The organism is Pseudomonas sp. PIC25, assembly GCF_002286785.1.
In the GTDB taxonomy this organism is placed as follows: Bacteria; Pseudomonadota; Gammaproteobacteria; order Pseudomonadales; family Pseudomonadaceae; genus Pseudomonas_M.
This window is the reverse complement of sequence record NZ_MUJY01000039.1, coordinates 1-25,484: the sequence shown is the minus strand read 5'-3', so window position 1 is coordinate 25,484 and position 25,484 is coordinate 1. Positions and strand designations below refer to the sequence as shown.

The 25,484-nt window shown below is 64.4% G+C and carries 22 protein-coding genes and 1 other RNA gene; 12 read left to right on the top strand and 11 right to left on the bottom strand.

Features of this window, described 5'->3' with window-relative positions; all coding sequences use genetic code 11:
• Positions 1 to 71: 71 nt before the first annotated feature.
• Positions 72 to 641, bottom strand: a complete 570-nt coding sequence (gene grpE / locus BZL41_RS02780; protein WP_095597891.1) for a nucleotide exchange factor GrpE — start codon at positions 639 to 641, stop codon at positions 72 to 74.
• A 155-nt stretch (positions 642 to 796) separates the two neighbouring features.
• Between grpE and recN the strand changes: the two genes are divergently transcribed.
• Entirely contained in the window at positions 797 to 2,473 is a 1,677-nt protein-coding gene (recN, locus tag BZL41_RS02775; RefSeq protein WP_095597890.1) for a DNA repair protein RecN, read from the top strand.
• A 71-nt stretch (positions 2,474 to 2,544) separates the two neighbouring features.
• Here recN and fur read toward each other — a convergent pair whose 3' ends face one another.
• On the bottom strand, positions 2,545 to 2,949 hold the full coding sequence (gene fur / locus BZL41_RS02770) for a ferric iron uptake transcriptional regulator (protein ID WP_095597889.1): 405 nt from the start codon (positions 2,947 to 2,949) through the stop codon (positions 2,545 to 2,547).
• A gap of 97 nt (positions 2,950 to 3,046) precedes the next feature.
• Here fur and BZL41_RS02765 point away from each other — a divergent pair, with 97 nt between their 5' ends.
• Positions 3,047 to 3,565, top strand: coding sequence for an outer membrane protein assembly factor BamE (locus BZL41_RS02765; protein WP_095597888.1), 519 nt, complete (start codon positions 3,047 to 3,049; stop codon positions 3,563 to 3,565).
• A 54-nt stretch (positions 3,566 to 3,619) separates the two neighbouring features.
• Here the strand turns inward: BZL41_RS02765 and BZL41_RS02760 are convergent, their stop codons facing one another.
• Genes BZL41_RS02760 through BZL41_RS02750 form a run of 3 tightly spaced genes read right to left on the bottom strand, consistent with a single transcriptional unit; the run spans position 3,620 to position 5,778 of the window.
• Complete coding sequence (locus BZL41_RS02760; protein WP_095597887.1) at positions 3,620 to 3,940, bottom strand: RnfH family protein; 321 nt, start codon at positions 3,938 to 3,940, stop codon at positions 3,620 to 3,622.
• Positions 3,933 to 4,367 (bottom strand): type II toxin-antitoxin system RatA family toxin, encoded by a 435-nt coding sequence (locus tag BZL41_RS02755; RefSeq protein WP_084337186.1) that lies wholly within the window; start codon positions 4,365 to 4,367, stop codon positions 3,933 to 3,935. The genes BZL41_RS02760 and BZL41_RS02755 overlap by 8 nt, the downstream gene beginning before the upstream one ends.
• Before the next feature lie 7 nt (positions 4,368 to 4,374).
• Entirely contained in the window at positions 4,375 to 5,778 is a 1,404-nt protein-coding gene (locus tag BZL41_RS02750; RefSeq protein ID WP_095597886.1) for a sodium-dependent transporter, read from the bottom strand.
• 168 nt (positions 5,779 to 5,946) lie between these two features.
• Between BZL41_RS02750 and smpB the strand changes: the two genes are divergently transcribed.
• A complete protein-coding gene (smpB, locus tag BZL41_RS02745; protein ID WP_084337182.1) occupies positions 5,947 to 6,429 on the top strand; it encodes an SsrA-binding protein SmpB in 483 nt (160 codons plus the stop codon).
• A gap of 76 nt (positions 6,430 to 6,505) precedes the next feature.
• On the opposite strand, the gene BZL41_RS02740 is transcribed toward smpB, so the two are convergent.
• Complete coding sequence (locus BZL41_RS02740; protein WP_095597885.1) at positions 6,506 to 7,288, bottom strand: GntR family transcriptional regulator; 783 nt, start codon at positions 7,286 to 7,288, stop codon at positions 6,506 to 6,508.
• Between the two features lie 321 nt (positions 7,289 to 7,609).
• Here BZL41_RS02740 and BZL41_RS02735 point away from each other — a divergent pair, with 321 nt between their 5' ends.
• From BZL41_RS02735 to BZL41_RS02700, 8 genes are all read left to right on the top strand, one after another.
• Positions 7,610 to 9,304: an L-lactate permease gene (locus tag BZL41_RS02735; protein WP_095597884.1), complete on the top strand. Its 1,695-nt coding sequence runs from the start codon at positions 7,610 to 7,612 to the stop codon at positions 9,302 to 9,304.
• 81 nt (positions 9,305 to 9,385) lie between these two features.
• Positions 9,386 to 10,210, top strand: a complete 825-nt coding sequence (locus tag BZL41_RS02730) for a (Fe-S)-binding protein (RefSeq protein WP_095597883.1) — start codon at positions 9,386 to 9,388, stop codon at positions 10,208 to 10,210.
• Complete coding sequence (locus BZL41_RS02725) at positions 10,207 to 11,667, top strand: LutB/LldF family L-lactate oxidation iron-sulfur protein (RefSeq protein WP_095597882.1); 1,461 nt, start codon at positions 10,207 to 10,209, stop codon at positions 11,665 to 11,667. The genes BZL41_RS02730 and BZL41_RS02725 overlap by 4 nt, the downstream gene beginning before the upstream one ends.
• A complete protein-coding gene (locus tag BZL41_RS02720; protein WP_095597881.1) occupies positions 11,664 to 12,335 on the top strand; it encodes a lactate utilization protein in 672 nt (223 codons plus the stop codon). The genes BZL41_RS02725 and BZL41_RS02720 overlap by 4 nt, the downstream gene beginning before the upstream one ends.
• Positions 12,332 to 15,169, top strand: a complete 2,838-nt coding sequence (locus BZL41_RS02715) for an FAD-binding and (Fe-S)-binding domain-containing protein (RefSeq protein WP_095597880.1) — start codon at positions 12,332 to 12,334, stop codon at positions 15,167 to 15,169. Before BZL41_RS02720 ends, BZL41_RS02715 begins: the two co-directional genes overlap by 4 nt.
• A gap of 187 nt (positions 15,170 to 15,356) precedes the next feature.
• A complete protein-coding gene (locus tag BZL41_RS02710) occupies positions 15,357 to 15,623 on the top strand; it encodes a hypothetical protein (RefSeq protein ID WP_095597879.1) in 267 nt (88 codons plus the stop codon).
• 59 nt (positions 15,624 to 15,682) lie between these two features.
• Positions 15,683 to 15,973 carry a hypothetical protein gene (locus BZL41_RS02705; RefSeq protein ID WP_095597878.1) on the top strand — a complete coding sequence of 97 codons (291 nt, stop codon included), beginning with the start codon at positions 15,683 to 15,685 and terminating at the stop codon, positions 15,971 to 15,973.
• Between the two features lie 89 nt (positions 15,974 to 16,062).
• Positions 16,063 to 16,308 (top strand): hypothetical protein, encoded by a 246-nt coding sequence (locus BZL41_RS02700; RefSeq protein ID WP_095597877.1) that lies wholly within the window; start codon positions 16,063 to 16,065, stop codon positions 16,306 to 16,308.
• Between the two features lie 38 nt (positions 16,309 to 16,346).
• On the opposite strand, the gene BZL41_RS02695 is transcribed toward BZL41_RS02700, so the two are convergent.
• Positions 16,347 to 19,280: an ATP-binding protein gene (locus tag BZL41_RS02695; RefSeq protein ID WP_095597876.1), complete on the bottom strand. Its 2,934-nt coding sequence runs from the start codon at positions 19,278 to 19,280 to the stop codon at positions 16,347 to 16,349.
• Between the two features lie 162 nt (positions 19,281 to 19,442).
• Here BZL41_RS02695 and ssrA point away from each other — a divergent pair.
• Positions 19,443 to 19,824, top strand: a transfer-messenger RNA (tmRNA) gene (gene ssrA / locus BZL41_RS02690).
• A 97-nt stretch (positions 19,825 to 19,921) separates the two neighbouring features.
• Here ssrA and BZL41_RS02685 read toward each other — a convergent pair.
• From BZL41_RS02685 to BZL41_RS29265, 4 genes are all read right to left on the bottom strand, one after another.
• Entirely contained in the window at positions 19,922 to 20,596 is a 675-nt protein-coding gene (locus BZL41_RS02685) for an NYN domain-containing protein (RefSeq protein ID WP_095597875.1), read from the bottom strand.
• Between the two features lie 303 nt (positions 20,597 to 20,899).
• Positions 20,900 to 22,999, bottom strand: coding sequence for a site-2 protease family protein (locus tag BZL41_RS02680; RefSeq protein ID WP_095597874.1), 2,100 nt, complete (start codon positions 22,997 to 22,999; stop codon positions 20,900 to 20,902).
• A 2-nt stretch (positions 23,000 to 23,001) separates the two neighbouring features.
• The gene (locus tag BZL41_RS02675; protein ID WP_095597873.1) at positions 23,002 to 24,306 is read right to left on the bottom strand and encodes an efflux RND transporter periplasmic adaptor subunit; all 1,305 of its coding nucleotides are present in this window, start codon (positions 24,304 to 24,306) and stop codon (positions 23,002 to 23,004) included.
• Between the two features lie 2 nt (positions 24,307 to 24,308).
• A partial coding sequence (locus BZL41_RS29265) for a VCBS domain-containing protein (RefSeq protein ID WP_218224392.1) occupies positions 24,309 to 25,484 on the bottom strand: 1,176 nt, incomplete at its 5' end.

The window sequence follows — 25,484 nt, the reverse complement described above, 5'->3', positions numbered from 1 at the left end:
TGGCGTCCCGCTTCACCGGTTACGCCGAAATGACTTGCTTGGCACAACAGATGGGGGCCAAGCGACGGATTTCAAGCCTTCTCGTCGATCGAAGGCGGAGTCGCCGCCGGCGCCTTGCTGACTACCACCATGGCCGGACGCAACAGGCGGCCATTCAGCAGGTAGCCCTTCTGGAATACTTTCAGCACGCTACCCGGTTCGACATGGGTGCTTTCTTCCATGGCCATCGCCTGGTGATGCTCCGGATTGAAGGGGGCTCCGTGTGGGTCCACGGGCTCGACCTGGTAGCGCTTGAGCGTGTCGTGGAACATCTTCAAAGTCAGCTCCATGCCCTCGCGCATCGGCCGGATAGACTCGTCGTCCGGGCTGGACAGCTCCAAGCCGCGCTCCAGGCTATCCACGACCGGCAGCAGATCTCCGGCGAACCGCTCCAGAGCGAACTTGTGCGCCTTCTCGACATCCTGCTCGGCACGGCGACGGACGTTCTGTACCTCGGCCGCGACGCGCAGAGCCTGGTCCTGGGCGGCAGCCAATTGCTCCTCCAGGGACTGGACGCGTGCATTGAGATCGTTACCGGCCTCCGCCTCCGCAGCCAGGTTTTCCTCAGGGGTCTGGTTATCCAGGTTCTGTTCGTCAGCCATGCGTTCCTCCTCTCGAAAACGTTCACGGGTCCGGCCCGCGCTTCTGCCGCCCTATATGGGGATTCAATCCGGCGCTTCAAGGGGAAGGAGGATTGTCAGGGCGAAACAAAATACTGTACAAATACACAGCCATCACCTTTGCCGGGAGTCTAGCCATGCTGGTGCACCTGTCCGTCCATAACTACGCCATCGTCGAACACCTCGATCTAGAGCTGGACCGGGGCATGAGCGTCATCACCGGGGAAACCGGCGCGGGCAAATCCATCATGCTGGACGCCCTAGGCCTGACCCTTGGCGACCGCGCCGACAGCGGCGTAGTTCGACCCGGCGCGGATAAGGCCGACATCCTCGCCAGCTTCGATCTCGGCGACATCCCGGAAGCCCGTGCCTGGCTCGCCGAGCGCGATCTGGACAGCGAGAGCCCGTGCATCCTGCGTCGGGTCATCACGGCTGAAGGTCGCTCCCGCGCCTATATCAATGGAACGCCCTGCCCCCAGGGTGACCTTAAGACGCTGGGCGAACTGCTGATCGATATCCACAGCCAACACGAACACCAATCCCTGTTGAAAGCCGAAACCCATCGCCGCCTCTTGGACGAGTACGCCGGCAGCCAGGACTTGGCCCGCCAGGTGCAATTGGCAGCCCAGCGCTGGCGCCAGACCCGCCAGGAACTCGAGCGCATCTCCAACAGCAGCGACGAACAGCGCGCCCGCCAGCAACTGCTCAGCTATCAACTGGAAGAACTGGAAAACCTCGCCCTGGGCGACAATGAACTGGAACAACTGGAGCAGGAACACAAGGCACTGAGCAACTCCGAACAATTGCTCAGCGCCTGCCGCCAGGTACTCGAACTGTGCAGCGAAAGCGATGCGGGCAATGTGTTGTCGGCACTGACCGCCAGCCTGCATCGACTGAATGCCTTTCACAGCCAGCCGGGTGCCATCGGCGAGGCGGTGAATCTGCTGGCCAGCGCGCAAATCCAGGTCGAAGAGGCCGTCGGCGAGCTGAACCGTTTCCTCGACCATTTTGACGCGGACCCGGAGCGTCAGCGTTACCTGGAAGAACGCCTCGACAATATCTATACGCTGGCCCGCAAGCACCGAATCCAGCCAGGCGAGCTTGGAGCGCTGCAACAGCAACTGCTCGATGAACTGGAAAACCTCAACGCCGACGACGAGGCCGTCGAACGCCTCGCTGAAGAACTGACGGCTTACGCTCGCCATTATCAGGAAAAAGCGGCCGAACTCAGCGCCCTGCGGAACGAGGCCGCCGGCCGGCTGGCCAGTGCCGTGCAGCAGGAAATGCAGCGCCTGGGCATGCCCGGCGGCCAATTCAGCGTCGAGCTGCGCAGCAGCAGTGCCGAAGAACCGCAACCCTATGGCCTGGAGCAGGTGGAATTCCTGGTCAGCGCCAACCCCGGCCAGCCCTTGAAACCATTGGCCAAAGTGGCATCGGGTGGCGAACTGTCGCGCATCAGCCTGGCGATCCAGGTGATCACGGCGCAAACGTCCCGGGTTCCCACACTGGTTTTCGACGAAGTGGACGTCGGGATCGGCGGCCCGACCGCCGAGGTTGTCGGGCAACTGCTCCGCCGCCTGGGCGAACGCGGCCAGGTGCTGACGGTCACTCACCTGCCGCAAGTGGCTGCACAAGGGCACCACCACCTCTTCGTACACAAGCTGCGCGGCAGCGAGGAAACCCGGACCGCCGTCGCCAAACTGGACGGCACCCAGCGGGTCGAGGAAATCGCCCGGATGCTTGGCGGCGTCGACCTCACCGAGGAGTCCCTGGCGCACGCCCGCCAGATGGTGACTGCCGCCAAGGCTGCATGAGCGAACGCTTCGCTCTGAGTGAGCCTCAAGAAAAAGGCGACTCGAGGGTCGCCTTTTTCATATGTTACGCATCACTTTTTCTTGCGGACGTAGAGCACCAGGTTGTGGTCGACCAGCTCGAAGCCGTGCTCCCTGACAATTTCCTTCTGGCGCTTCTCGATCTCGGAATCCATGAACTCGATGACTTCACCGGTATCCACGCAAACCATGTGATCGTGGTGACCGCTGTCGGCCAGCTCGAATACCGCATGACCACCGTCGAAGTTATGGCGAACGACGAGGCCGGCGGCCTCGAACTGGGTCAGCACGCGATACACCGTGGCCAGACCGACATCCTCGCCAGCCTCCATCAGTGCCTTGTATACATCTTCGGCACTCATGTGACGCTGATCGGTGGAGTCAAGCATCTGTAGGATCTTGACCCTCGGCAATGTCACTTTCAGGCCAGCTTTGCGTAGTTCGCTATTTTCAACCATGGTCGGCTTTCTCGTGGATGCTGCTTCGCAGCTTCCTTCAATGCAGGTATGATCGGAATTTACGTTGCCCAGCCAAGATAGTGGAAGTCTCCCACCGATGCAAAACACCAAGCTCTTGCTGACCAGCCTTAGCCTGACGGGGCTGCTGGCTCTCGCCGGCTGTTCTTTCCCCGGGGTTTACAAAATCGACATCCAGCAGGGCAATGTCGTGACGCAGGACATGATAGACCAGTTGCGGCCTGGAATGACCCGTCGGCAAGTGCGGTTTATCATGGGCAATCCCTTGATTACCGACACCTTCCACGCCAACCGCTGGGACTACCTGTACAGCATCCAGCCCGGCGGCGGCCAGCGTCAGCAGGAGCGTGTCAGTCTGGTTTTCGACGGCAACGATCAACTGGTTGGCCTCGCCGGCGACTTCATGCCCGGCGTCAGCCGCGACGAAGCGATCCTGGGGCGGGATGGCAAGACCACCGTCACACCGAAAGCCGAGCGACCCAAGACCGAAGAACCGGCCAAGCCGGGCTCGCTACTGGAACAGATCCAACGCGAAGTGGACGACGTCGAGACCGTGCCTGTTCCGACCCCGGAGCCGCTGGACACCAATCCCCAGTGACCCACGCGCACTCATAAAAAAGCCCGGCATCTTCGCCGGGCTTTTTCTTGGGGCTCATTCGCCGCCTTCTTCCTGCTTCGCCTTAGCCGCCTTAGCCGCGCGCTGTTTGCGCACCTCCTTCGGGTCGGCAATCAGTGGACGATAGATCTCGACCCGCTCACCCTCCTCCAGGACGCGCTCCTCCGGCTTGGCCACGGCCTTGCCGAAAATGCCCAGCGGACTGGTGGCCAGGTCCAGGCCGGGGAAATGCGCATCCAGCCCCGAGCGTAGCGCCGCTTCGCGGACCGTGGTGCCGTAAGGCACGGTGAGACGCAACAGTTTCTGTTTGTCCGCCAGGGCGTAGACCACTTCGACGGCAATGCTCCGGTTATCCATAGAGTTGCTTCGCTCTCTGGCAGAAGGCATCCACAAGGGTATTGGCGGCCTGGTTGAACAGCGGCCCAAGGGTGGCCTTGACCAGAGGCCCGGCGTAATCGAAGGAGAGGTCCAGGCTAATCTTGCAGGCTTTCTCGGTCAGCGCCTTGAAGTGCCAGACACCGTGCAGATGGGAAAACGGACCGTTTTCCAGGTTCATCACGATGGATTGCCCCGGCTCCAGGATATTGCGAGTGACGAAGTACTGACTCAGGCCGCCCTTGGCCACCGTCAGGCTCGCACGCATTTCCGTCTCGCTGGATTCCAGCACCTCGCTGGCCGAGCACCAAGGCAGGAACGCCGGGTAGCTCGCCACGTCGTTGACCAGATCATAGAGCGCCCTGGCCGGGTACGGCAGAAGCGCGGAACGTTGGATATGCGTCGTCATAGCTCGGTTACTTCGTCAGTTCGGCGACAAACACCACCAGCACACCGATGGGCGCCACCACCCGCATCAACCAGTAGACCAGCGAGAACAGCACGGGACTCCGGAACGCCAACTCCTCGCGAACCGCATCGCGCCCAAGTACCCAGCCAGCGAAGAGCACGAAGGAGAGACCGCCCAGCGGTAGCAGGATACGACTGGTCAGGTAGTCGATGCTGTCAAAGAAATTCTTCCCGCCCTCGGCGCCCCATTGGAACAGATGGAAGCCGTCCGCGGCAAAAACGAAGAATTTGGCCTCGCTCCAGATGTTGAAAGAGAACACCGTCCCCATGCCCACCAGCCAGCACAACAGCGCCAGGATAGACGTAATCAGCGTCCGGCTCCGCCCGGTGCGTTCCACCAGGTAGGCTACCGCTGGCTCGAGCATGGAAATCGACGATGTCCAGGCCGCGACCATCACCAGGATGAAGAACACCGTCCCCATGACTTGGCCGAACGCGATGTTGCCGAAGGCCACCGGCAGGGTGATGAACATCAGCCCCGGCCCGGCACCCGGCTCCATGCCGCCGGCGAAGACGATCGGGAATAGCGCCAGCCCCGCGGTGAGCGCCACCAGCGTATCGAGGATACCGACCGTCAGCACGGTGGCGCCGATAGATGCCTTCTTCGGCATGTAGGAGCCGTACACCATGATCGAGCCCACCCCCACGCTGAGCGTGAAGAAGGCATGGCCCATGGCGGCGAGTACGCCGTCCAGCACTTTTTCCGGCTGGAAGCTGAACAGGAAGTGGAACCCTTCCATGAAATGGCCAGTGGTGAAGCTGTAGCCCAGGAGGATCAGCAACAGCACGAACAGCAATGGCATCATCACGCGCAGGCTGCGCTCCAGACCCGCCACCACTCCACGCGCGATGACGAAGCCCGTCAGCACCATGAACAGGGTGTGCCAGAGGGTCAGACGCCAGGGATCGCCAATCAGGCCGCCGAAACTGGCACCGGCGTTCTCGGCGCTGATGCCGTTGAACTGCCCGCGCCCCATGCCGACGATGTAATCCAGCGACCAACCGGCCACCACGCTATAGAAGGAAAGAATCAGCAGGGCGCCGACCATCCCCATCAGCGCGGCCCAGGACCAGCGCGGCGAGGCGCCGGAGTCGAGCGCCAGGCTCTTCAGCGAGTTCACCGGGCTCTGCCGCCCGCGCCGGCCGATCAGGGTTTCCGCCAGCATGATCGGCATGCCGACCAGCGCGATGCACACCAGGTACATCATGACGAAAGCTCCGCCGCCGTAGACGCCGGTCATGTAGGGGAACTTCCAGATATTGCCCAGGCCTACTGCCGATCCAGTGGCCGCCAGGATGAAGACCCAGCGGCTGGCCCATGAGCCATGGATGGAAACCTTGTCGTTCGCCATGTGCGCGCCCGTTTCACGTGCAAAAAAGATCGCGCATTGTCCGGGATTCGCCGAAGCCTCTCAAGCCATGAGGGTTTCGGCCCTGCCCTCGACTGGCATCAATCGCTTGAAAATCGCGACGCGGCGGCAGTCGCCAGCGCCGTGGCGACTGCCTATAATGCGCGCCCTATGGCTAAACAAAAGAAACATCCGCAGGGCACCATCGCGCTGAACAAAAAGGCGCTGCATGACTATTTCATCGAACAGAAGTTCGAGGCCGGTCTCGCCCTGGCCGGCTGGGAAGTCAAGAGCCTGCGCGCCGGCAAGGCGCAATTGGTGGACAGCTACGTGCTGCTCAAGGACGGCGAAGCCTGGCTGCTCGGCAGCCACATCACGCCGCTGAAGACCGCCAGCACCCACGTCATCGCCGACCCGACCCGCACGCGCAAGTTGCTGCTGCACAAGCGCGAGCTGGGCAAGCTGTTCGGTGCCGTGCAGCAAAAAGGCTATGCCTGCGTCGCATTGTCGCTGTACTGGAAAAAGCACCTGATCAAGTGCGAAATCGCCCTGGTCAAGGGCAAGAAAGAGTTCGACAAGCGCGCCACCGAGAAAGAGCGGGACTCCGACCGTGAAATCCAGCGCGCCATGCGGACCAAGGGAAAGGATGAATAGCGGTAAGCGGTAAGCGGTAAGCGGTAAGCGGTAAGCGGTAAGCAAAGCTGCGCAATTTGGCCGGAGCGGGCAAACCTCAGAACTTGCCTGCTCCCAATTCAGCCCTGCGCTGGGCCCGGGCCACCCGTTGGGCCTCCTCCCGTACTTCGGCCAGCACTTCCTGCACGTAGTGAATGTGCCGGTTGGACACCGCCCGGGCATCCTCCGCCCGCCCTTCGATGACCGCCTGGTACAGCTCGCGATGCTGGCTCATCAGCATGTCGCGGGTTTCGCTGCGCTGGGCATACATGCCACCGATGTTGGTCACCACGTTGCGCCGCAGCAGATCGAACAAGCCTCGGATGGTGTGCAACAGCACCGCGTTATGGCTGGCTTCGGCGATTGCCAGGTGGAAACGCGCATCGGCGGCACCTTCTTCGGCCCGGCTGACCTTGCCGTGACGGTCATAACAATCCTGCAACGCTTCGAACGCCTCGCGCAGCCGCTGGTGATCCAGCTCGGTAGCGCGCAACGCCGCATAGTAGGCGCAGGAACCTTCCAGCGTGTGGCGAAACTCGAGCAGATCGCGCTGGGCTTCCGGGTTGTTTTCCAGCAAGTGCAGCAACGGATCACTGAATGTCGAGCCGAGCGACTCGGCGACATAGGTCCCACCACCCTGCCGGCTGACCAGCAGCCCCTTGGCGGCGAGCTTCTGGATGGCCTCGCGCAGCGACGGCCGCGACACGCCAAACTGCTCGGCCAGCACCCGCTCCGCCGGCAGGCGTTCGCCGGCCTTGAGCGTGCCCTCGAGGATCATGGTTTCCAGCTGCGCGACGATGTCATCCGATAGACGGCGCTGGCGAACCTGTCCGACTTCCATATTCCCACCCTTACTGGTTTGACCACTGTCGGACGCTCTGCCGCGCCCTTTGCCGGCAAGCCTATCGGGCAGTACCGACGCGCACAAGCGGCGACACCGCGACCAAAGTCGTAGCCCCGGCAATTGACAGCGCAGGAGCCCTGCTTTTACCCTGGCCGAGCTGTTTTGTAAATTGGTCTTACCAATTTACATCTATACCGAGACCAACAATTCCAACAAGGCTGCCGAGGTATTCCAACATGCTGGTCATGCCCGCCGTTATCGCCGCTTCATCCCGTCCAATCTCCCTGCGCTCTCTGCGCGCCTGACCGGAGGCCTGCCATGCATTCCGGCCTGCTCGCCTTATTTGCCTTTTCGCCCATCCTGCTCGCCGCCGTCCTGCTGATTGGCCTGCGTTGGCCCGCCCGGCGCGCCATGCCGCTGGTCTACCTGCTCACCGCCGGCATCGCGCTGTACGTGTGGGACATGAGTTTCAACCGGGTTCTCGCCTCCACCGTACAGGGTCTGGTGATCACCCTCGGCGTTCTCTGGATCATCTTCGGCGCCATCCTGCTGCTGAATACCCTCAAGCACTCCGGCGGCATCACCGCGATCCGCGCCGGTTTCGCCACTATCAGCCCGGACCGCCGCGTCCAGGCGATCATCATCGCCTGGCTGTTCGGCTGCTTCATCGAGGGCGCATCCGGCTTCGGCACCCCGGCCGCAATCGCCGCGCCGCTGCTGGTCGCCATCGGCTTCCCGGCACTGGCCGCCGTGCTGCTCGGCATGCTGGTGCAGAGCACGCCGGTCTCCTTCGGCGCGGTCGGCACGCCGATCATCATTGGCATCAACAGTGGTCTGGATACTGCCACCCTCGGCTCGCAGCTCACTGCACAGGGCTCCAGCTGGGACATCTTCCTGCAGCAGATCACCAGCAACGTGGCGATCATCCATGCCATCGTCGGGACCGTGATGCCGCTGATCATGGTGCTGATGCTGACCCGCTTCTTCGGCAAGGAAAAAAGCTGGAAAGCCGGTTTCGAGATCCTGCCGTTCGCCCTGTTCGCCGGCCTGGCGTTCACCCTGCCCTACGTCGCCACCGGCGTATTCCTCGGCCCGGAATTCCCGTCCCTGCTGGGCGGTCTGGTGGGCCTGGCCATCGTCACCACTGCCGCGCACTTCGGCTTCCTGGTGCCGAAGAGCACCTGGGATTTCGCACCGGCCCAGGAGTGGCCGAGCGAGTGGCTGGGCAGCGTCGAGATGAAGCTGGACGAACTGACCGCCAAGCCCATCGGCACCCTGCGCGCCTGGCTGCCCTATGTGCTGGTCGGCGCCCTGCTGGTGGTCAGCCGCGTATTCCCGGAAGTGGGTGCTGCGCTGAAATCGGTGATCGTGGTGTTCCCGGACATCCTCGGCGAAACCGGCATCAAGGCCGATTTCATGCCGCTTTACCTGCCGGGCGGCATCCTCGTCGCGGTTGTCCTCGCCACCTTCTTCCTGCATGGCATGAAAGTCCGTGAGCTGGGTGCGGCGGTCGGCGAATCGACCAAGGTCCTGCTGGGCGCCGGATTCGTGCTGTTGTTCACCGTGCCGATGGTGCGCATCCTGATCAACTCCGGAGTTAACGCCGCCGACCTGCCGAGCATGCCCATCGCCATGGCTCGCTACGTAGCCGACAGCGTCGGCGCGGTGTACCCGCTGCTGGCGCCGAGCGTCGGTGCGCTGGGTGCCTTCATCGCCGGTTCGAACACCGTGAGCAACATGATGCTCAGCCAGTTCCAGTACGGCGTAGCGCATAGCCTGGGCATTTCCGGCGCATTGATCGTCGCCGTGCAGGCCATCGGTGCCGCCGCCGGCAACATGGTCGCCATCCACAACGTGGTGGCCGCTTCCGCGACGGTCGGCCTGCTCGGCCGCGAAGGGACTACCCTGCGTAAGACGGTATGGCCGACGCTGTACTACGTGTTTTTCACCGGCCTGGTCGCCCTGATCGCGATCTATGTGCTGGGCGTGACCGACCCGCTGGTCGGCCACTGACAACCGTGAACGCCACCCCGGCTTCGGCCGGGGTGACGTATTGAACCACCCGGATAACCGGGCCCACCCGGAGCCAAGCCGATGAGCGAGCTGTTCTACAACGCCGCGCCGAACGCCACCCGCGTCGCGCCGCCCCTGCCCGAGCCCCGTCGCTATCCGACGCAGAAACCCGCGCAGGTTTACCTGTTCGGGACCTGCGTGATCGACCTGTTCTTTCCCGATGCCGGCCTGGATGCGATTCGCCTGCTGCAGCGCGAAGGCATCCGCGTCAGCTTTCCCCAGGGACAGAGCTGCTGCGGCCAGCCGGCCTACACCTCCGGCTACACCGAGGAAGCGCGGGAAGTGGCGCGGGCGCAGTTGAAGCTGTTCGCCGAGGATTGGCCGCTGGTGGTGCCCTCCGGTTCCTGCGCCGGCATGATCCGTCACCATTACGCCGAGCTGTTCAAGGACGAGCCGGAAACCCTCGCCCAGGTTCAGGCACTGGCCGAACGTACCTACGAACTGGCCGAGTTCCTCCTGCATGTCTGCCGCGTCGAACTCCACGACCGCGGCCCGGCAGTCAAGGTGGCGCTGCACACGTCATGCAGTGCACGCCGGGAGATGAACACACACCTGCACGGCCGCGCCCTGCTCGCCCAATTGAGCCAGGTGGAGCGCGTCGAGCATGACCACGAAAGCGAATGCTGCGGCTTCGGCGGCACCTTCAGCGTGCGCATGCCTGACATTTCCGGCGCCATGGTGTTGGACAAGACCCGCGCCCTGAAAGGCTCCGGGGCCCATCAGGTGGTCAGCGCCGACTGCGGTTGCCTGATGAATATCAACGGTGCCCTGGAGAAGCAGAACGAAGCGCTGCGCGGCCAGCATCTGGCCAGTTTCCTCTGGCAACGCACCGGAGGTGTGTCGTGAACGACCTGTCGCGCATCCCAACCCTGCAGATTCAGGACGATTTCAAGACCAGGGCCCACAAAGCGCTGGGCGACGATCAACTGCGGCGGAATTTCCGCACGGCGATGGATTCGCTGATGACCAAGCGGGCCAACGCCTTCAGCGATGCCGACGAACGCGAACGGCTGCGTGCCCTGGGCAACCGGGTCCGCGCCCGGGCGCTGTCGAAGTTGCCCGAGCTGCTGGAACGACTGGAAACCAACCTGACCCGCAATGGTGTGACCGTGCACTGGGCGGAAACGGTGGACGAGGCGAACGCCATCGTCCTCTCGATCATCCGCGCTCACGAGGCGCGGCAAGTGATCAAGGGCAAATCGATGGTCAGCGAAGAGATGGAAATGAACCATGTCCTCGCGGCCCAGGGCATCGAATGCCTGGAGTCGGACATGGGCGAATACATCGTCCAGCTCGACCACGAGAAGCCTTCCCATATCATCATGCCGGCTATCCACAAGAACGCCGGTCAGGTCGCGTCCTTGTTCCACGACAAACTCGGCGTGGAGTACACCAAGGACGTCGACCAGCTTATCCAGATCGGCCGCCGCACCCTGCGGCAGAAATTCTTCGAAGCGGACATCGGCGTCTCCGGGGTCAACTTCGCGGTGGCGGAAACCGGCACCCTGCTGCTGGTGGAAAACGAAGGCAACGGCCGCATGTCCACCACGGTGCCGCCAGTGCACATCGCCGTCACCGGCATCGAGAAGGTGGTGGAAAACCTGCGCGACGTGGTCCCGCTGCTCTCCCTGCTGACCCGCTCGGCGCTGGGCCAGCCGATCACCACCTACGTCAACATGATCTCCGGGCCACGCAAGGCGCATGAGCTGGACGGCCCAGAGGAAGTCCACCTGGTACTGCTGGACAACGGCCGCAGCCAGGCCTTCGCCGATGGCGAGCTGCGCCAGACGCTGAACTGCATCCGCTGCGGCGCCTGCATGAACCACTGCCCGGTGTACACCCGCGTCGGCGGCCATACCTATGGCGAGGTCTACCCCGGCCCTATCGGCAAGATCATCACCCCGCACATGGTCGGCCTGGACAAGGTACCGGACCACCCCAGCGCCTCGTCGCTGTGCGGCGCCTGCGGGGAAGTCTGCCCGGTGAAGATTCCGATTCCATCGATCCTGAGGCGCCTGCGCGAGGAAAATATCAAGGCGCCGGACGATCCGCACCACGTCATGCGCGGCCAGGGCAGCAAGTATTCGCCCCGCGAACGCCTGTTGTGGAAAGGCTGGCGCCTGCTCAACACCTCGCCGGTGCTATATCGCACGTTCAGCTTCTTCGCCACCCGCTTGCGCGGCCTGACGCCCTCCAACATCGGGCCCTGGACACAGAATCACAGCGCACCGAAACCGGCCGCCCGCTCGCTGCACGAGCTGGCCCGCGAGCACTTGGGTGAAACACAGGGGGACCGCCCATGAGCGCCAAAGCCAACATCCTCGCCAAGCTGCGCAACAGCCTGGCCGGCACCACGCCAATCGCAGACGAATTCGACGAAAGCCTGCTGACCCAGCCGTGGACCTACGCGCCGGAGCAACGCATCGCCCGCCTGCGCCAGTTGATGGAAGCCGTGCACACGGAAATCCACCTGACCTCCGCCGCCGGCTGGCCGGCCCTGCTGGAGCAACTGCTGCACGACCGCCAGTTGCCCAGCCTGCTGATGGCGCCGAATACCCCCCACGGCCAGCAACTGCTCGCCCACTGGGCCGGACGCGAAAACCTGCCACGCCTGAAGGCCTATGACCGCCCCATCGAGGAATGGAAGGCCGAGCTGTTCGACGACACGCCCGCCAGCCTCACCGGCACCCTGGGCGCCATCGCCGCGACCGGCAGCCTGATCCTCTGGCCGACCCGTGAAGAGCCGCGCCTGATGAGCCTGGTGCCGCCGGTGCATTTCGCCCTGCTCAAGGCCAGCGAAATCCACGACAACTTCTACGAGGTGCAGCGCAAGCAGCGCTGGGCCGAAGGCATGCCGACCAACGCCCTGCTGGTCTCGGGGCCGTCGAAGACCGCCGACATCGAGCAGGTCCTGGCCTACGGCGCCCACGGCCCGAAAGACTTGACGGTGCTGATCCTGGAGGACGCATGACCGCTGCCGTGCCCCCTGCCCGCTCCCCGCTGCCGGCTGCCTTCCTCGCCGACGCCGAGCGTGTGATCCCCCGCGAGCGGCGCTTCGACGATCCACTCTCGACCCTGGCCTTCGGTACCGACGCCAGCTTCTACCGGCTGATCCCCAAGCTGGTGGTGCGTGTCGAGTCCGAGCAGGAAGTCGTGCAACTGCTGCAATCGGCCAGCCGGCACCGGGTACCGGTGACCTTCCGTGCCGCCGGCACCAGCCTTTCCGGCCAGGCGATCAGCGACTCAGTGCTGATCGTCCTCGGCGACAACTGGAACGGCCGCGAAATTCTCCAGCAGGGCGAGCGCATCCGCCTGCAACCGGGCGTCATCGGCGCCCAGGCCAACGCCGTGCTGGCGCCATTCAAGCGCAAGATCGGCCCCGACCCGGCCTCCATCGCCACCTGCAAGATCGGCGGCATCGTCGCCAACAACGCCAGCGGCATGTGCTGCGGCACCGCGCAGAACAGCTACCACACCCTGGCCGGCATGCGCCTGGTGCTGGCCGACGGCAGCGTGCTGGACACCGAGGACGCCGTCAGCGTCGCGGCCTTCCACGCCACCCATGCCGACCTGCTGGCGCAACTGGCCGAGTTGGGCCGGGAGACTCGCGACAACACCGACCTGGCCGCGCGCATCCGTCACAAATACCGGCTGAAGAACACCACCGGCCTGTCGCTCAACGCCCTGGTGGATTACGACCAGCCGCTGGACATCCTCTGCCACCTGATGGTCGGCTCCGAAGGCACCCTCGGCTTCATCAGCTCGGTGACCTACGACACGGTGCCGGACCACCCGTACAAGGCCACCGCCTTCATCGTCTTCCCCGACGTGGACAACTGCTGCCGCGCGGTCAGCATGCTCAAGCGCCAGCCGGTCTCCGCCGTCGAACTGCTCGACCGCCGCAGCCTGCGCTCGGTGCAAGGCAAGCCCGGCATGCCGGACTGGGTGATGGCGCTGTCGGGCAACGCCTGCGCCCTGCTCATCGAAACCCGCGCCGCCAGCGCATCGCTTCTGCAGGAACAGAAAGCGCGGATCATGGAGGCGCTGGCCAGCTTCCCGGTGGAAAAACAGGTCGATTTCACCGAAGACCCGGTGGAGTTCGGCCGCCTGTGGGCGATCCGCAAGGACACCTTCCCCGCCGTCGGCGCCGTGCGCCAGACCGGCACCACCGTCATCATCGAAGACGTGACCTTCCCCATCGAGCGACTGGCCGAGGGCGTCAACCGTCTCATCGGCCTGTTCGAGAAGCACCGTTACGACGAAGCCATCCTGTTCGGCCATGCCCTCGAGGGTAACCTGCACTTCGTCTTCACCCAGGGCTTCGATTCGCCTGAGCAGGTGGCCCGCTACGAAGCCTTCATGCAGGACGTGGCCCAACTGGTGGCAGTGGAGTTCGGTGGTTCGCTGAAGGCCGAGCATGGCACCGGGCGCAACATGGCGCCGTTCGTCGAGCTGGAATGGGGCAGCGAAGCGTACCGGCTGATGTGGCGGATCAAACGCCTGCTCGACCCGCTCGGCATTCTCAACCCGGACGTGGTGCTCAGCGAGGACAAGGACATCCACCTGAAGAACCTCAAGCCATTGCCGGCCGCCGATCCCATCATCGACAAGTGCATCGAATGCGGCTTCTGCGAGCCGGTCTGTCCGTCGCGGGGCCTGACCCTGACCCCACGCCAGCGCATCGTCATGTACCGCGATATCCAGGCGAAGAAGCGCCGGGGCGAAGACACCGAAGCGCTGGAGCGCGACTACCACTACCACGGCATCGACACCTGCGCCGCCACCGGCCTCTGCGCCCAGCGCTGCCCAGTGGGCATCAACACCGGCGACCTGGTGCGCAAGCTGCGTAGCCTGGACGCGGACAACACGCGCACCGCCGACTGGCTGGCCGGGCACTTCGCCACGGCCGTACAAGGCACGCGCTTCATGCTCCACGTGGCCAACGGCGCCCGGCTGCTGTTCGGCGCCCCGTTGCTGGCAAAGACCTCGGCGGCGCTGCGCAAGGCCTCCGGAGAACGCCTGCCCCAGTGGACGCCAGCGATGCCGCAGCCGCTGCAGACCCTGCGCCTGCCCAAACCGAGCGGCGGCCAGCGCCCCCGCGTCGTCTACCTGGCGGCCTGCGTGTCCCGTGCCATGGGGCCGGCGGCCACCGATGCGGAGCAAGTCCCGCTGATCGACAAGACCCGCGCCCTGCTGGAAAAGGCCGGCTACCAAGTGGTCTTCCCGGATGACCTCAACAACCTCTGCTGCGGCCAGCCCTTCGCCTCCAAGGGCTACGGCGAACAGGCCGAGCGCAAGCGCCGGGAAACCCTCGACGCGCTGCTCGAAGCCAGCCGTGGCGGGCTCGACCCGATCTACTGCGACACCAGCCCCTGCACCCTGCGGCTGGTCCAGGAGCTAGCGGACGAGCGGCTGAAGGTCTATGACCCGGTGCGTTTCATCCGCACCTTCCTGCTCGATCGCCTGGACTTCGAGCCCCAGGAGGCGCCCATAGCGGTCCACGTCACCTGCAGCACCCAACACCTCGGCGAAGGCCCGGCGCTGATCGACATCGCCCGGCGCTGCGCCAAGACCGTGGTGATCCCGGAAGGCATCCAGTGCTGCGGCTTCGCCGGCGACAAGGGCTTCATCACACCGGAGCTGAACGGCCACGCGCTGCGCAGCCTGAAAGACGCGGTGCAGCATTGCGAGGAAGGCATCTCCACCAGCCGAACCTGCGAGATCGGTCTGAGCCAACATGGCGGTATCGACTATCACGGCCTGGTCTATCTGGTCGACCGGGTGACGCGGCCCAGAGCCACCTGACACCCTCTTTTCAGCCCCGTTCGCGGGGCTTTTTTTCGCCTGCCCGCCTCTCCTGTCCCAATATTGGCGACAGAAAAATGAAACGCTTGCCGCCAGCCGCAGTCCATTTTTTTAAGCCCATCCGTTACGGGCCCAAGGAGGTTCCGCCCCACCGATGTGACCGGTGGAACGGAACGAGGAGGTGTCCATGCAACCTGCTGCCTTGCTCATCGCAGCCACGCTGCTGGCCAGCCCGGCGGCCTTCGCCATCAGCGACAGCGAAGTGTGCGAAAGCCGGCTGGAGCAACTCGAAGCGGCCATCGAGAGTCTCGATCCCGACGGCGCCCTCGAAGACGTCGTCGACGATCTCAAAGACCAGGCCGAAGAGGCTCAGGACGACGGTCGCTATGCCGAATGCATCGCCATAGCCGATCGCGCCCTGCAACAGCTGAATGCACCGATGATCAGCCAGTAAGCGTGACCTGTCGGCCTGCCATCCCCGCCACAGGTTTCAACCTTACCCAGGAGAGCACCATGAAACGCACAGTCTTATTGATCACTGCCACTCTGTTGACGGCTCCGGCTTTCGCCGAGGACCTCTGCGCAGTCAACCTGCAGAAACTCGACGACATGATGACCACCACCCCTACCATCGGCGAACCGCTCAAGCAGCAGGTCGACGAGCATCGCAAGGCTGCCGAGGACGCCCGCGCCGCTGGCGACCTGGAGGCCTGTGCAAGCCATGCCGAGAAAGCCCTGCAGGCGATGCGGCGTCCGGGTGAAGGCAACGAGACCGGCACGGGCACCAGCGGCACCAGCCAATAACCCCGTAGCCGACGACGCTTGCCGGCTTTCCTGCGTGCGCGGTGGGATTTCCTATACTGAATTCCCACCCCGCCACAGGAGAGCCCTCCATGCGCCGCCTGTTCGCTTTCTTCGCTGCCGCCTTGATCTCCACCCCGCTCTGGGCAATGCATTGCCCGGCCGACATGGCCAAGATCGACGAAATCCTGAAAACCAGCCCACCCAGCGACCCGGCCACCCTGGCCCAAGTCAAGAAACTCCGCGCCGAAGGCGAAGAACTGCACAAGGCAGGCAATCACGCCCAGTCCGTGCAGGTCCTCGGTGAAGCCCTGAACCTGCTGGGCACCAGCAACTGAGCCCGCTACCGAAGGCGCCGCGCGGCGTCTTCGGTGCCTCAGCGGGACAGGCTGTCGGCCGTCCGCCCATCCTCGCGCTGCAGCAGACTGACGGCGATCCGCCGCAACTGCTGTAGATCCACCGGTTTGCTGATACAGGCTTGCGCGCCGCGCCGACGCGCCTCGGCGAACAGCTCCTGATCCACCACCGCACTCACCACCAGCACCGGGACGGACGCCAGCCGCGGCTGCTGGGCCATGGCATCCAGCACCTCCAGGCCGCTGCCGTCAGGCAGATCGAGATCGAGCAGGAGCATGTCCGGCGTACGCTCGCGCAGCACCGCCAGGGCCCGCTGCACCGAGCCCACGCCTTCCAGCTCGGCCAGGGACCGCAAGGCCTCCTGCAACACCTTCAGGCTGGCCGGGTGATCCTCCACACAGAGCACCCACGGCAAGGGCTCCGGCTCCGCCGGCGCGCCATCGACCTCCGGCGCCAGGCTGGGCGCAGCGGCACCCGGCAGATCGATCCAGAAGCGGCTGCCCGCCCCCGGCGAGCTGCTGAAGCCCATCTCGCCCTCCATCAGGCTGGCCAGCTCGCGGCACAACACCAGACCGATGCCGGTTCCCGGAATATTCGAATTCTCCCGTCCCAGGCGCTGGAACGGCTGGAACAACTGCGCCTGCTGCTCCTCGCTGAGACCCGGCCCGCAATCCTCGACCCACAGCCGCACGCAGTCGGGCCGCACCTCGTAACCGAGGCTGACCAACCCTTGGGGCGCGTTGTACTTGATGGCATTGGACAGGAGATTGAGCATCACTTGGCGCAGCCGGCGGGCATCGGCCTGCACGTAGAGCGGCTGATCGGAGGCCATGAGCTGCACCTGCTGCTTGCGCAACTGCGCCTCCGGCTGCACCAGCTCCACGCAACCGGCCAGCAGCGAACCCACTTCCACCGGCTTCAGCTGCAACTGCTGGCGGCGGCTCTCGATGCTGGACAGATCGAGGATGTCGTCCACCAGAGAGGACAGGTGCCGGCTGGCGTTGACGATTTCCCGCGCGTAGACAATTTCCTGCTCGACATCCGGCTTGCTCTGCAACTCCAGTTCGATCAGTTGGCCGAAACCATGAATGGCGTTCAGCGGTGTGCGCAGCTCGTGGCTCATGCTGGACAGGAAGCGGCTCTTCGCCTGGCTCGCGGCCTGTGCCTCCAGGCTGGCATGACGCAAGTCCTCCTGGACCTGCTTGAGCCGGGTGATGTCCACATGGGTGCCGGCCACCCGCAAGGCACGTCCCTCGGCATCTCGCTCCAGCACCTTGCCCCGGCTGAGCAGCCAGGCGTAGTTGCCCTGGGCATCGGCATACCGGTACTCGGCGTCGAAATGGTCCTCGCCGCTCTCGGCGAAGCTGCGCCGCAGATGACGCAGACGCTCCAGATCGTCCGGGTGCACCCGCAGATTGAACTCGCTCAGCGGCATTTCGCTGCTGCGCAGCCCGAAGCGCTCGACGAAGCGCCCGCTGATCTTGATGCTTTCGCCTTGCCCGTCCACCTCCCAGATGCTCTCGGTGGTGCCCTCCAGCACCAGTTCGAGATTGCGCTGGGCAAGGAAGCGCTCCACCTCGCTTGCTTCCAGTTGGGCGCCGGTCTGCTGGACGGCCTCCGCCATGCTGGCCAGCTCGTCGATGCGGGTTTCCGGCGCGACGGGACGGTAATCGCCCTGCCCGAGACTGCGCATCATCCCGACGATACCGGCTATCGGCCGGGACAGTTCGCTGCTCAGACGCCGCGAACGCACCCACATCCAGGCGAAGAACGCCAGGTAGAAGAACACCAGCCCGGCGATCAACAGATAACCGATCTGCTGGTAGCGCTCGGCCAGCCGATTGGTCTCCCGGAAGATATTCGCCTCGTCCACCACCAAGAGCAGGCGCCAGCCGGTCTGCGGAATCTCGCTCCAGGCCACCATCTGCTTGCGCCCGCCGAGTATCACCTCCTGCACCCGCCGCTCATCGGCCGCCAGCGCCTGCAACAACGGCTGCATCTCGCGGCGGCGAGCCAGGCTGAAATCCTCTGGCTTGAGTACCTCGCGACGCACCGCCTCGTCGTAGGAATACTGGGTCAGCTCACGCAAGCCGAAATCCCGCTCGCCAGCCGCGGGCAGCGCCATGATGCTGTGGTCGCGGCTCACCAGCATGGCATAGCCCTGCCAGGGCACCTGCAGCGAACCGATCTCGGCGAGCATCTGCCCCACCGTGATATCCAGCCCCACCACGCCCTCGAGGAAATCGCCGCGGTACACCGGTGCGATGGCCGACATCATCCAGCCCTGGCCGGCCGGGTCCAGGTAGACATCCGTCCAGACCACCTTGCGCTCGGGATTGTGCCTGGCGTCGGCGAGGTAATAGAAGTTGTAGTCCGGTATCACCATGTCATGGGGATACTGCTCGGGCGTCATGAAAAACGGGTAGATGCGGTTGTAGTTATCCCAGGTGTTGAAATACACGGCCGCGACCAGCGGATTGGCGTCGTCGATCGAACGCATCAGCGGATCGACCTGGGACAGGCGCAGAGCCTTCTCGTGATCCTGCTTCTCCAGCGGAGTGCTGTTGGCGTAGAACGACGCCGCCCGGCCATCGTCGGAGCGGCTGTAGAACACCCCGGTGGACGTCACCGCATGCCGTGTCCGCTCCAGACCGTCAGGCTGGAAGCGTGTATCCAGGAGCGCATGGGTGGTGGCATCGCGATAGATTTTCACCTGCGCCTCGATGCCCTGCAGGCGGCTGTCGATGATCTGCCCCTCGCGCTGGGCGGCGCTTTCCAAGTCCTGCAACGCGCTCTGCTGTAAATGCCCCACCTGGGCATCGCGAATCGCCCCGTTGGTCAGTAGATAGACCGTGATCAACACCGACTCCACCAGCACCAGCGGAATCAACGCGCTCTGCACGAACGCCCGCCAGATCCAGCGCCTCAGCGAATTGCGCGGCAACGACCTCATGTCGACGACGCCCCAGCTACGGCGAACCCCAGCCACATCTGCTTCATGACATATCCTGATACGAGGAATCAGCTTCCAATACGTAGTGTAAGGCAGACGGACATCGACGCTGTCTCAGCTTTGCCGTAGAATGCCTCCTCATAAAGTAGCACCAAGGGTTTTGGGGCCGATTAGGATTCGACGCCGGTAACGAAACTTGAGGGGCATGCCGAGTTGGTAACAGAACTCGTAAATCAACTGTTGCAAACCTATAGTTGCCAACGACGACGACAACTACGAAGGGTACGCGCAAGTCGCCTAACCTTCATCTGGTCGCTTCGGCGCCAGCGATCACCAGGGGATGCCTGTAAACCCGAAGTGATCGTCAGACAGAACAGGATCGCCGCCAAGTTCGCTGTAGACGTAACGGCTAAAACTCATACAGCTCGCTCCAAGCACCCTGCCACTCGGGCGGCGCGGAGTTAACTCAGTAGAGCTGGCTAAGCATGTAGAACCGATAGCGGAGAGCTGGCGGACGGGGGTTCAAATCCCCCCGGCTCCACCAATTGAAGAAAGCATAAGCCCCTGATTTTCTCAGAGAATTTCAGGGTTTTTGTTATCCGGGGGATGCGAATACCCTGAAAGTGTCACAAGCGCAAAAACTACCAGTAGTCCGGTTTTACTATGGCCGGTTTCCTGGGAAGTGGCACCTTTGGCGGGAGCTGGAAAGCAGCGAGCTCAGACTCGGGAATATGGCGACGCATCCAGTGAGCGTGCTCTTTTAATGCCCCCGGTGGATCCCGCTGTTCCTGACGGTGCGGCAGAATCACACCAATGCGGATATGCGGGAAATCCGAGCGAATGGCAGCTAGAGCAGGCGCCAAGTCAGTGTCGCCCGATACCAGTACGATCTGATCCAGTTGCAGTTCCACAGCCCGACATGCTGCCCGATACATGCCTAGGGCCAGGTTGACGTCCGTCTCTTTCTCTTCAAGCTGCCAAATCGCCACCTGATCCTGCCTGGAAGGCTTCTGACCCTCGAAAAACCGGGGCGCGTACCCTTTGGTCAGACGGTGCGTACCGAGCGTGATCGAGACGCCCTTCGCCTGCAAAGCTCGGATATAGCGATTTTGCGCATCATTGGAGACTTGCCCGCGAGTCGCAAGCCTGGCGATGACAGGAGAGGTGAAGTAATCGACGGAGACCAGTTCGGCCGACGGCTCCTGAATCCGCAAGATCTCGGCAAGCAACGCAGGCAAATCCAGCCACTTATGGTCGGAGCCATGCAGGACGCCGTAATAGAGGTTGTAGCCGTCTACGAAGAAAGCTGTACGCACAATGTCCTATCCCTAGAAACGAAAAAACCGGCTTTAGGAGCCGGTTTCTTCACCCGAGGCTAAGGCTGAACTTAATCGGCCCGCCAAGGGTTGAGTCGTGTGAAAAGTATCCCCCAAAACCGAACACGGTTCAACACGATCTCACACCAAGCTGGTCAGTGAACCCAGCGATAGGTTCAGCTTCACGGACTAGGTCAGATGCTCCAGCCCAAGTGCGCATAGCGCATGGCACGGCCAAGCTCGAATGGCCCAGGATCTTTTGCAGCGTGACGATATTGCCGCCGTTCCGGCAACACGACACCCTCAAAGACTCGCCTCACGCAACAACACCGCAAAGGCATTGCGCAGGTATCGCCAGGCCGGCGCTTCCCAGCCGCCGTGGATGACGACGGTTCCCCGCCAAGAGCGGCCGGCCAGTCTCTCCGGGGGTGACGCTACCGCCAGCACGACTCGGTAGACGCCTCGCTCGGGGACCCGTTGGCCCCGGCGTTCCCGCACGAGGATATGGCCGCCGGCCTGTGCCGCGAGCAGGCCGTTGGCGAGTACCCGTGTTGCATCCGCGTCGATGTGGCGAACCACCAGATCGAGGCGCCCGCCCTCTCCGCCGTCGCTGACGAAGGCCGCCGTATCGCCCAGGGCGACGCGCTTGACCGCGTCTTCGTCGAGGAAGGTTTCCACCATATACCCCTCCCGGCCAACCAGGAGCGCGATGCGCTCTTTCGAACCGAGCCATTGCCCAGCCTGCAGATCGGGGTCGAGGTCATACAGGTATCCGGCAAACGGGGCCTTGGGCTGGTAGCGCGCCAGTTCCTGGTCCAAGCCGGCGAGCGTGGTTTCGGCGGTGGCGAGTTCTTCCTGGGCGCTTTGCAGGCGGGAACGAGATTCGCTACCGAAACCCGCGGACGCCGCCAGCCAGCGCAGGCGCTCCACCTGGGCCGCAACCGCATCGCGACGCACCTGGACGTCCGGCGCGGCCAAGCGGACAAGGACTTCGCCCGCTTCGATGGCATCGCCCTCGGCGTGAGGCAGCGCATCGAGGTAGGCAGGCCCCGGCGCATGCACCGGCCAGACCGCCATCGGCCGCAACAGGCCGCTGACAGTAACCCGGCCGGGCCAGGGCACCAACACCAGCGCCACCAGCAGCAGGGCCACGATCAGACTGATGCGACTGCGCCGCCGGCCGCGAATGGCGGGCCAGCGCGCCTTCCAGGCGCGCAGTTCGTGACGGATCGGCATCAGGATGAACCAACCGATTTCGACCATGAACAGCAGGATGCCGACAGCCTTGACCGCGAAGTGATAAACCAGCACCGCGATGCCGAGGAAGACCACCAGGCGATACGCCCAAGTCACCCAGGCGAAGGCGACCAGCGCCCGCTCCTTGGCCGGCGCGAAGTGCTCGGGGCGCTCTTCGCCCAGATCGAACAACCACTCCCGCAGCTTCCAGCGCGCCAGGGCGAAGCTGCGCTCATGCAGGTTGGGCATGTCCAGCCAGTCGGCGAGAATGAAATAGCCATCGAAGCGCATGAAGGGACTGGCGTTGATCGCCAGGGTGGCGACCCAACTGGTGGTGGCCAGCACGAAGGCCGCCGAGCGCAGCTCTCCGTCCGGCAGCACGCTCCAGGCCAGGGTTGCCCAGGCGGCCACGCCCAGCTCGGTGACGATGCCGGCGGCGGCCACCCGCAAGCGCTGCCAGCGGCTGGTCAGGCGCCAGGTGTCGTTGGTATCGGTGTAGGCCATCGGCCAGAGGACCAGGAAGGCCACGCCCATGGTCGGCACCCGGCAGCCCAGGCGCTTGGCGGTGAAGGCATGGCCGAGTTCGTGCAGCAGCTTGACCAGGAACACGGCCACCCCATAGGCGGCCAGTCCTTGCCAGGTGAAGGTGTCGACCAACGACGCGGTGAAGCTGTCCCACTGCCGTGCCACCTGACCCAGGCCCAGCAACAGCGCGCCCAGCGTCAACAGGGCAAAGCCACGACTGTAGAAATGCCCGGCCACCCCCTGCCAGCGCCCCAGCCAAGCATCGGGGCGCACCAAGGGTACGCGGAAGAACAGGTAATGGTGCAGCAGCCACTTGAAACGGCTGCCCTGCATCTGCGCCAAGCGCTCTGCCAGTTTCCGGGCATTGCCGGGACGCGCCTGGAGTAGCTGGTTCTCGCCAAGGAAGCGCGTCACCCGCTCGACGTCCTCAGGTTCGAGCGCGAGGGTCGACTCCTGGCGCACGCTCTCGATGATCGCCTGGGCATCGGCGAACGACCAACGGCGCAGGATCTCGAAGGTGGGCCAGTCGATGTTGAAGAAGCGGTTGCGGGCCGGGTCGTGCAGTGTCCAGCTCGGCTGGCCGTCGGCCAGGGCCGGGCCGGGCATCAGGGCCAACTCCTCGCGCAGCAAGGGCCAGTTCATACTCACCACCCGGTCGCCGCGCGCAGGCTGGCCAGTGGCCTGCGCAACGCCCAATAGCCAAGCGGTACCCAGCGCCCGCTGAATTTGGCGGTGCCCTTGAGCCCTACCCTGTGCTCGGTGGGAGAAGCCAGCCGGGCGCGGACGCGGTAGGCGTAGGTTCCGTCGGGCCGCTCCACCGCATCGTGGGCGAAATAACGCAACGTCGCCTCGACCGGCGCCAGCGGGCTGGCGTTGAGATGCAAGGCGACCCGGCTGCCGTCGGCCAGCGGAATGGCATCGGCCAGCGAGACCCAGGCTTCGACCTCCACGTCCTGCGGCGCGGCAATGCGCATGATGCGCTCGCCGACGGTGACTGGCCGACCGATCCACTCGGACGGGTCGTCGAACAAGGCGATGCCATCGCGGGGGGCGAGCACGCGGGCCCGCTGCAACTGCTCGGTCCCGTAGGCGACCTCGGCACGCTTCTCCTCGATCTTTCCAGTGAGCACCGCCAGTTGCGCCTTCGCACGTGGGTCGGAAAGCGCCTGCTGCGCCGCCTGGCGGTATTCGGCCTCGGCCGTGGCCAACGCCTGTTGCGCCACATCGAGACGGTTTTGGATCAGCGCCTCATCGAAGCCGAACAGCGGCTGGCCCTGGTGGACCGCCTCGTTGGGCTGCACGTGAAAGGTATCGATCACGCCTTCGAGCGGCGCCCGGATGACTGCCGGGTTGGCCGGCACCAGCTCACCGGGGGCCAGCACCGTCAGACGGACAGGAACGAGTGCGAGCACGCCGAGGGCGATTGCCCAGCGCCACGGGCGCCAGCCACGGGCGGTCTTCTGCGCGTCGCGCCGCCAGAAGGCCCAGCCCCGCCGGAACATCTGACGGGCTTGCCAGGCGTGGTGCCAGATACCGGCCCACTCGATGAGCAAAGCCAGCTCAGGGTCGCGCCAGGGCAGATCACGCGCCAGCAGCACGCCGGCGTCCTCGCCCAACGGCAGCCACAGCGCCTCGCACGGCAGCCATTCATCCCACTCGCGGGCCAGCGCATCCGGCAGCGCCGCCCGCTCGACAACGCGAGCCCCGGGCTCCTGGATCAACTGTCGACCGAGCGCGTCGAGCCAGAGGGCGTAAGGCACGTTGGCCTCGACCTGCACCACGCCGGACAAGGCCCGCACGCCCTTGTCAGCGGTCCAGAACGCCGCCTGCCGGTAAGGCGCCAGGGCGTGGCTGTCGTTGACCAGCAGGAACTGCAGCTCGCTCAGCGACTCGGCCTGGCGGGCCTGACGGCCCAATTCGAGCAGGGCAGCAAGCGGAGACCGCTCCATCGCTAGTCCGCCTTGGCCCCGGCCCGGGCATCGGAGGGCACCTGGCCTGCGGACAGCGTCCGCACCTTAGCCTCAGCCGAACGCAGGGCAGCGGCTTGGCGCAACTGATCCGAAAGCCCGCTGCGGCTGCTCGCTTCGGCCACCCGGCGATCGCCCACATTGAAGCGGAACAGAGCACTGGCCTCACGCCCCTGGCTATCGCGGGCCACCACTTTGATGTTCAGCTCGCCCCGGTAACCAGCCGGCGCGACCAGTTCGAACGTGCCGCTGCGTGGGTCGAAGCGCACCCAGGCGGGGAGCCGTTGACCATTGGCCAGCGTGGCCCTGAGCAGGATGCGCTCGTTCGGGTCGGTGTGGGCGAACGCATCGTAGGGCACCGAGAAGCTGGTCTGGATCTCCGTTTCGGCGTACTGGTCCGCAATGCCGTGGTACAGGCTCAGGCGCGGCTGGGGCGCCTCGATCACCAGCATCTGGAACCCGCCACGCTGGGTATAGAGCTCGTAATAGTCGCCACGTGCCTGCAGCAACAGGTCCAGCTCGCGGCTCTGCACGGCGGCGACCAGCGGCGACGCAGCGGGCGAAGGCGCGGACAGGCTGTTCGCCGGCAGCACCGTGGCGTTGAACGGGGTCGGCGGCGCTGGCGGCGCGACCGGATCGGGAATGGCCGGAGCCGGTATCGCGGCTGGCGCAGGCTGCGGCGGGGTCACCACCACCGGAGGCGGCTCCACCGGTGGCCGGGTAGCCGGGACCACGGGTTCATCCAACCCCTGCACCACGATCGTCACCGTGGTCGAACTCCCGTCAAGGGTCGTGACAGTGAAGGTCTCGGGCCGGGTATCGCCCGTGCCGAGCGCCTGCACGGCCGGATCGGCATTGTTCAGCTCGTAGCGCCAGAAGCCGGCGGCATCGATGCTGAACTGTCCATACAGGCCGCGCGTGGCAGTCTGCGCCACGATAACGGCCTCGCCCTGATCCCCGTCCACCACGCTGACCCGGCCCTCCGAACTGAAGTGAGTGTCCTCCTGAACATAGCCCTGCCTTCCGCCGGGTGCGAATACCGCAGCGTCGTTCACACCATGGATGGTCACACTGACCGTGTGCTGGGTACCTTCCAACGCAGTTACGGTGAAGGTCTCGACCTTGGTCTCGCCAGCCTTGAGGTACTGCACCAAGGCGTT

Excerpts from the sequence above, each read along its gene's own strand:
- grpE (WP_095597891.1), bottom strand. The coding sequence starts at position 641 with ATGGCTGACGAACAGAACCTGGATAACCAGACCCCTGAGGAAAACCTG.
- recN (WP_095597890.1), top strand. The coding sequence starts at position 797 with ATGCTGGTGCACCTGTCCGTCCATAACTACGCCATCGTCGAACACCTC.
- fur (WP_095597889.1), bottom strand. The coding sequence starts at position 2,949 with ATGGTTGAAAATAGCGAACTACGCAAAGCTGGCCTGAAAGTGACATTG.
- BZL41_RS02765 (WP_095597888.1), top strand. The coding sequence starts at position 3,047 with ATGCAAAACACCAAGCTCTTGCTGACCAGCCTTAGCCTGACGGGGCTG.
- BZL41_RS02760 (WP_095597887.1), bottom strand. The coding sequence starts at position 3,940 with ATGGATAACCGGAGCATTGCCGTCGAAGTGGTCTACGCCCTGGCGGAC.
- BZL41_RS02755 (WP_084337186.1), bottom strand. The coding sequence starts at position 4,367 with ATGACGACGCATATCCAACGTTCCGCGCTTCTGCCGTACCCGGCCAGG.
- BZL41_RS02750 (WP_095597886.1), bottom strand. The coding sequence starts at position 5,778 with ATGGCGAACGACAAGGTTTCCATCCATGGCTCATGGGCCAGCCGCTGG.
- smpB (WP_084337182.1), top strand. The coding sequence starts at position 5,947 with ATGGCTAAACAAAAGAAACATCCGCAGGGCACCATCGCGCTGAACAAA.
- BZL41_RS02740 (WP_095597885.1), bottom strand. The coding sequence starts at position 7,288 with ATGGAAGTCGGACAGGTTCGCCAGCGCCGTCTATCGGATGACATCGTC.
- BZL41_RS02735 (WP_095597884.1), top strand. The coding sequence starts at position 7,610 with ATGCATTCCGGCCTGCTCGCCTTATTTGCCTTTTCGCCCATCCTGCTC.
- BZL41_RS02730 (WP_095597883.1), top strand. The coding sequence starts at position 9,386 with ATGAGCGAGCTGTTCTACAACGCCGCGCCGAACGCCACCCGCGTCGCG.
- BZL41_RS02720 (WP_095597881.1), top strand. The coding sequence starts at position 11,664 with ATGAGCGCCAAAGCCAACATCCTCGCCAAGCTGCGCAACAGCCTGGCC.
- BZL41_RS02715 (WP_095597880.1), top strand. The coding sequence starts at position 12,332 with ATGACCGCTGCCGTGCCCCCTGCCCGCTCCCCGCTGCCGGCTGCCTTC.
- BZL41_RS02710 (WP_095597879.1), top strand. The coding sequence starts at position 15,357 with ATGCAACCTGCTGCCTTGCTCATCGCAGCCACGCTGCTGGCCAGCCCG.
- BZL41_RS02705 (WP_095597878.1), top strand. The coding sequence starts at position 15,683 with ATGAAACGCACAGTCTTATTGATCACTGCCACTCTGTTGACGGCTCCG.
- BZL41_RS02700 (WP_095597877.1), top strand. The coding sequence starts at position 16,063 with ATGCGCCGCCTGTTCGCTTTCTTCGCTGCCGCCTTGATCTCCACCCCG.
- BZL41_RS02695 (WP_095597876.1), bottom strand. The coding sequence starts at position 19,280 with ATGAGGTCGTTGCCGCGCAATTCGCTGAGGCGCTGGATCTGGCGGGCG.
- BZL41_RS02680 (WP_095597874.1), bottom strand. The coding sequence starts at position 22,999 with ATGAACTGGCCCTTGCTGCGCGAGGAGTTGGCCCTGATGCCCGGCCCG.
- BZL41_RS02675 (WP_095597873.1), bottom strand. The coding sequence starts at position 24,306 with ATGGAGCGGTCTCCGCTTGCTGCCCTGCTCGAATTGGGCCGTCAGGCC.